General features: G+C 71.3%; 5 protein-coding genes. 3 read left to right on the top strand and 2 right to left on the bottom strand.

Going from position 1 to position 5,760, the window contains the following annotated elements:
* Positions 1 to 969, bottom strand: a 969-nt coding sequence (locus ACFWPJ_RS22655; RefSeq protein WP_378854355.1) for a sacsin N-terminal ATP-binding-like domain-containing protein, incomplete at its 3' end; no start/stop codon positions are given.
* 44 nt (positions 970 to 1,013) lie between these two features.
* The gene (locus tag ACFWPJ_RS22650) at positions 1,014 to 2,447 is read right to left on the bottom strand and encodes a DUF3027 domain-containing protein (RefSeq protein WP_378854353.1); all 1,434 of its coding nucleotides are present in this window, start codon (positions 2,445 to 2,447) and stop codon (positions 1,014 to 1,016) included.
* A 17-nt stretch (positions 2,448 to 2,464) separates the two neighbouring features.
* Between ACFWPJ_RS22650 and ACFWPJ_RS22645 the strand changes: the two genes are divergently transcribed.
* The 3 genes from ACFWPJ_RS22645 to ACFWPJ_RS22635 all read left to right on the top strand — a co-directional run bounded on the left by ACFWPJ_RS22645 (position 2,465) and on the right by ACFWPJ_RS22635 (position 5,650).
* Positions 2,465 to 3,241, top strand: coding sequence for a glutaminyl-peptide cyclotransferase (locus ACFWPJ_RS22645; RefSeq protein WP_378854351.1), 777 nt, complete (start codon positions 2,465 to 2,467; stop codon positions 3,239 to 3,241).
* Between the two features lie 67 nt (positions 3,242 to 3,308).
* On the top strand, positions 3,309 to 5,138 hold the full coding sequence (locus ACFWPJ_RS22640; protein ID WP_378854349.1) for an MFS transporter: 1,830 nt from the start codon (positions 3,309 to 3,311) through the stop codon (positions 5,136 to 5,138).
* Entirely contained in the window at positions 5,135 to 5,650 is a 516-nt protein-coding gene (locus ACFWPJ_RS22635) for a DUF2771 domain-containing protein (protein ID WP_378854347.1), read from the top strand. The genes ACFWPJ_RS22640 and ACFWPJ_RS22635 overlap by 4 nt, the downstream gene beginning before the upstream one ends.
* Positions 5,651 to 5,760: the final 110 nt, after the last annotated feature.

Genomic DNA, 5,760 nt, shown 5'->3' with positions numbered 1-5,760 from the left:
GCCGGGGGCCGGGACCAGGACGAGGCGGTCGCGGGGCGGGAGGGCGCGGGCGAAATCGGCGTAGCCGGTGGCGATTTCGGTGATGCGTGCGCCGGGAAGGAGGCGGCGGCGATCGGGCTGCATGGGGATGTCGGCGACCAGGATCGCGGGGAGGGACAGTTCCTCGTCGGAGCGGGTCGGTGCGCGCAGGACGTCGGGGGCGGTGGCGACGGGGCGGCCGTCGCGTAGGGGCAGCAGCCAGCGGGCTCTGGGGGTGCTGTACTGCCACCAGCGCTGGGTGGTGTTACCGGACGGGGTGATTGCCAGCTCGGTGAGGCCGTTGGTGCCGAGGTCGGTGACGGTGCTGGTGAACTCCATGTCAGCGATCCGGATGCGGTGCAGGGCAGGAAATTCCAGGAGGAGGTCGATTGCTTCTGCGCGCAGCGCCTCGAGCAGGGCGTCCGCGTCCACGTCGTCGCGCAAGTGGATGACGATCTCGGTGTCGGCGCCGGTGACCGGAGTGGTCGGCACCGGCCAGGCCAGGCGCAGCACCGGTGGGGCGATCGCGGCCAGGTCGTCGGGGATCTGGATCCCGATCTCGCGCAATGCGTTCAGGGTCGCGACACGGGAGAAGCGGATCGATCCGGTCGTGGAGCGGACTTCGATCTCGTCGCCGACGGACCGCACCGCCGTGAAGCCGACACCGAACCGCCCGACCTGCTCGACATCGGTCTTCCCCGAAGCCCGCAGTGCGGTGAGCGCGTGCACACCGGAAACACTCAGCGGCACACCGGTATTGGCGATATGTAGGCGCCCGTCGAGCACCCGCACGCTCAGCTCACCCGCCACCCCCGCCTTCGCCGCGGCATCGGCAGCGTTCTGCGCGAGCTCGGTGAACACCCGATCCCGGTAGCCCGCGGCCACCAGATCCGCCTCACTCGCACTGTCCTCACGCAGCCGAGTCGGCGAATCCCGCCAGGCGGCAAGCACTCCGGCACGCAGCTCCGCGGTGCCGAAGGGATCCGCCGAACCGTTCAGCGCGCCACCGACGATCCGTGCTCATTCACCGAATCGCCAGCACCCGCAGCACCGGACTCGCCGTTCACAGCCTCATCGGCCTGCGCACCGTTCGCCGCACCCGACTCGGCCGCCTCAGCGACTTCGCCGACCCCTTCGGAACCGGCCACAGCCTCAGCACCCGACGCAGATTCGGTCCCGACCTGTTCGGCACCAGCAGAATTCGCGTCAGCAGCCGTCTCAGCGGCAACGTCGGTGTCCGAGGCCGGTTCAGCCCCAACGCCCGAGTCCGGGGCCTCCGTCGCGGCCGGGCCGGATTCCGCCACAGCCTCAGCGTCAGAAGCAGATTCAGCCACGGCGTCACCGGCGCCGGTAGCGGTTGCGCCCCCGGCCGCCTCGACGTCAGCCTGCGACTCCATGGCAGACCGGCCGGACTCCGCCGCAGCCTCGGCCGCAGCCTCGGCGACCGGGGCAGACGCAGCGGTCTCCGTAACCGGGGCGGACTCGGCATCCGAGGTCAGCTCCGCGGCGACGACCTCGTCGGCCGACTCCGGGAGAGCGCCCTCGGCGAGCGCCGCGCGTTCGGCGGCCGCCGCGTCCGCTGCTTCCGCCTCGGCGGTCTCCTGCGAGCCGACGGGCTGTCCGGACTCGACTGCCGCAGCCGCAGCGTCAGCTTCGGCCGTCTCCACGGCTTCGGCCGCCGGCCGCACGATCTCGACGAAATCCACGGCGTGGTCGTCGAAGGCTTCGTAGCGGGGTGAACCGTTGCCGCTGGGGGCGACGACGTCGGAGTGGGCGCCGCAGCCGTATTCGATGTGGACGACGTGGCCGTCGGCGCCCATCGCGTTGCCGCAGACGCCGAAGGAGTCGCGCAGGGCTCCTGCCAGGGGCAGGTAGAAGCCGCAGAGGCCGCAGGTGGAGGGGGCGGCCTTGGCCATCTCGGTGTCGGGGCCGAACTCGGTGTACCAGCGCTGGGCGGCCTCGAGGCGGCCTTCGAGGCTGAGCACCTGGGTGCGGCCGAGGCCGACCTCGTAGGCCACCTCGTCGACGACCGGGTCGCCGTTGGCCACATAGCCGGGCACCAGACGCGGATCGTCGGCGGGCGGGGCGAGCAGGTCGCCGGGACCGAGGTCGCCGGGGCGCACGCGCTGCTCCCACGGGATGAAGTCGGGGGAGATCAGGGCATCGGGGCCCGGCAGCAGCGCCGACTCGCTGACCGTGGCGTAGTCGGCCTCCGGCGGCGCGGCGACGACGACGGCCCACTGCCAGCCGCGGTAGCCGGGCAGGGTCGCCTCGAACCGGTGGGTTGCCGCCGTCTCGTCCTCGGCGCTCACCCCCAGATGGACTCCTACCCCGTCGGGTTCCAACTCGACGAGCGCACGACGTGCGACTTCGGCCGCATCGGCCAGAACAGGACGCACGCCGGACTCCGAAACAGATACTGCGCTCACGGCATACATTTTGCCGTATGAAGTGCAATCGGAGTTCGTTGGCCGTCGCGTTGCTGGTCAGCCTGCTCGGCGCGGCGGCTTGTGGCGGCTCCGAAGAGCCGGGGCCGCCGCGCTGGCGCGTGGAGGTGATCGGCTCGTCACCGCACGATCCGGGGGCTTTCACCCAGGGGCTCGAGGTCGTCGACGGCATCCGCTACGAGAGCACCGGCATGTGGGGCGTGTCGAGCGCACGGGCCGCCGACCAGGCCACCGGCGCCGAGACCGCGCGCGTCGACCTGCCGGACCCGATGTTCGGGGAGGGCATGACCAGGGCGGGCACCATCGTCTGGCAGCTGACCTGGAAGGACGAGGTCGCCATCGCGCGCGACCCGGTCACCCTGGCCGAGACCGGCCGCACCCGCTACGAGGGCGAGGGGTGGGGCCTGTGCGCACAGCCGCGGCGCCTGGTGATGAGCGACGGCACGCCCACCCTCACCTTCCGCGATCCGGTGACCTTCGCGAAAACGGGCTCGGTGACCCTGACCGGCTACCGCGCCCCACAGCCGAACGAGCTGGACTGCGCCCCCGACGGCACGGTCTACGCCAACAACTACCCCTCCGACGAGATCCTGCGCATCGACCCGGACACCGGCCAGGTGCTCGCCGTCATCGAGGCGGGCGGTTTGCTCAGCCGCGGCGAGCGGTCGGGCACCGATGTCCTCAACGGCATCGCGCATCTGCCGGGCACCGACCGGTTCCTGCTCACCGGCAAGTACTGGCCGCGCCTGTTCGAGGTGCGGTTCGTGCCGAAATGACGCGATATGGCCGACACTGCCGCGCCGCGAGTGAACGGCGTGCGCCCGCGTGCGCCAGAATTGGACTGTGACTACGCCCCGCGAACCATCCGGTCCCGACCGTGGTCGCCGGGACGGTACCGCCGCGGGCACCCCACCCGGCCGACACCCCGGCTTCGGGCAGTACCCGCCGCGCGCGGGTCACGACGAACAGCCGCGGCGGCCGCGCAAGGTCTTCCCCCGCGCCGACTCGCCTGATCCGCCGACGGTCAGGTCGCGGAGCCTGTTCGGGCGTGGCAAGGCGGACCCGGGTTCCGCGCCGACCACACCGTTGCGCGGCGCACCGGCCGGACCGAGCGCACCACGTGAGCGGGGTCAACCGGCCGACGACAAACGCGCCGCTCCGCCGCCGACCCGCCCGCTCCCCCGCGACGAGCCCGTCGACGACCAAGTCGAGCAGCGGATTCCACGCAAACTCACCGTGACCCGCGTCGCCGCCATGCGCAGCAGGCAACTCACCGAACGCGGCTTCGCGACCTTCCAGCGCGCCGCCAAGGCCGACGGCGCCGACCAGTCCGGCCTGACCGCGCTCACCTACGCCACGATGGCCAACTTCGCGCTCGACGCCGCGATCGCCGTCTCCCTGGCCAACACCCTGTTCTTCGCCAGCGCCACCGCCGAGTCCAAGACGAAGGTGGCGCTGTACCTGCTGATCACGATCGCCCCGTTCGCGATCATCGCGCCGCTGATCGGTCCGCTGCTGGACCGGCTGCAACGCGGTCGCAGGCTCGCCCTGGCGACGACGTTCGGGCTGCGCGCCATCTTCGCGGTGCTGCTGATCGTCGAGATCGACACGTGGGGGCTGTATCCGCTGGCCCTGTGCATGATGGTCGGCTCGAAATCGTTCGCGGTACTCAAGAGCGCGGTCACGCCACGCGTGCTGCCACCGGATATCGATCTGGTCCGCACCAACTCGCGATTGACCATCTTCGGCCTGGTCGGCGGCACTCTCGGGGCGGGCGCGCTGGCCGCGCTGGCCGCGCTGATCGCCGACTCCACCGGCGCGCTGGTGCTGGCCACCGGCATCGCCATCGCGGGCGCGTATCTGAGTCTGCGGATTCCGTCGTGGGTGGAGGTCACCGAGGGCGAGGTGCCAGCGACGCTGAGCTATCACGGTCCCGACGCGCACACCGAGGTGCTCGCGCCAGGTCAGGAGTCCTCGGTGCCCGCCAGGAAGCGGCGGCAGCCGCTGGGCCGGGCGGTGGTCACCGGGCTATGGGGCAACAGTTCCATTCGCGTGCTCACCGGCTTCCTGACCTTCTACATCGCCTTCGTCGCCAAGGGTTCCGGCGGCAGCCCGACCGAGCAGGCGGCCATGCTCGCGGTGGTCGGCGCCGCGGCCGGCTTCGGCAATTTCGGCGGCAACGCGACCGGCGCCCGGTTGCAACTCGGCAGGCCCTCGCTGGTGGTGCTCGGCTGTACCGCCGCGTGCACCGCGGTCGCGCTGTTCGCGATGCTGACCGGCAATCTGTTCGGCGCGGCCTTCGCGGCGCTGGTCGCGTCGGCGGCGAGCGCGCTGGCGAAGGTGTCGCTGGACGCCGCGATCCAGGACGACCTGCCCCCGGAGTCGATCGCGTCCGGTTTCGGCCGGTCGGAGACCGTTTTGCAGCTGAGCTGGGTGATCGGCGGGGCGGCCGGTGTGCTGTTGCCGATCGAATTCTGGAAGGGTTTCGCGGTGATCAGCGTGATCCTGGTGGCCGGACTGATCCAGACCTTCGTCAGCTACGCCGGGCATTCCCTGCTGCCGGGTCTCGGCGGCAATCGTCCGCAGCACGCCGAGCAGGAAGTGCCAACTACCCATCCGCACCGGGCAGGCCCCGGTGCGGTTCCGCGAGGGACAGGAGACCCCATCCGGTGAGCAAGCTCAACGTCCGCACGATCGTCGCGCTGGTCGCGGTCGGCCTGTTCGCCGTCGCCGCGGTGACCGCCGGGCTGGTCGCGTACGCCGTGTCGAAGGCGCCCGAGCACCAACCGCAGATCACCGCGTTCGCGAACGGCGAGGCCATCACCGTCGACCCGTTCATGTACTGCACCGTCACCATGCAGGACTGCCGGTACGGCGAGATGGCCGAGCTGCCGGTGCGGTCGGGCAAGCCCGTGCAGATCTCGCTGCCGGACCAGATCTCCGAATCGCCCTGGCTGGTGCAGCTGATCTACCAGCGCCCCTCCGGCGAGCAGGTCGACCGGGTGCTCAGCTTCGCCGACTACCCCGCGGGCATTCGCGCGCTCACCATCGAATCCCAGCCCGAACCGGACCTGCGCCTGATCGGTATCGAGGTGCAGCTGCCGATCCTGGCCCGCGACACCGCCACCGGCCGCGAGAGCTACATCCCGCACGCCGCCTGGTCGATCAGCACGCCCGAGGTGTAAGGCCGATCCCGAACCGGCCCCGCACGCCCCGACCTCGAGGAGGGGCAGGCCGCGAAGCGGCCGTCGCGGCCGTCCCGCCGGTCAGGCGCCGTTGCGTAGGCGACGAACTG

This window comes from Nocardia sp. NPDC058497 (assembly GCF_042720195.1).
Taxonomy (GTDB): Bacteria; Actinomycetota; Actinomycetes; order Mycobacteriales; family Mycobacteriaceae; genus Nocardia.
The sequence above is the reverse complement of the archived record's forward strand: the minus strand, read 5'-3'. Positions and strand labels throughout refer to the sequence as shown.

What these genes read in the sequence shown, in the direction of transcription:
- ACFWPJ_RS22645 (WP_378854351.1), top strand. Translation starts at nt 2,465, where the DNA reads ATGAAGTGCAATCGGAGTTCGTTGGCCGTCGCGTTGCTGGTCAGCCTG.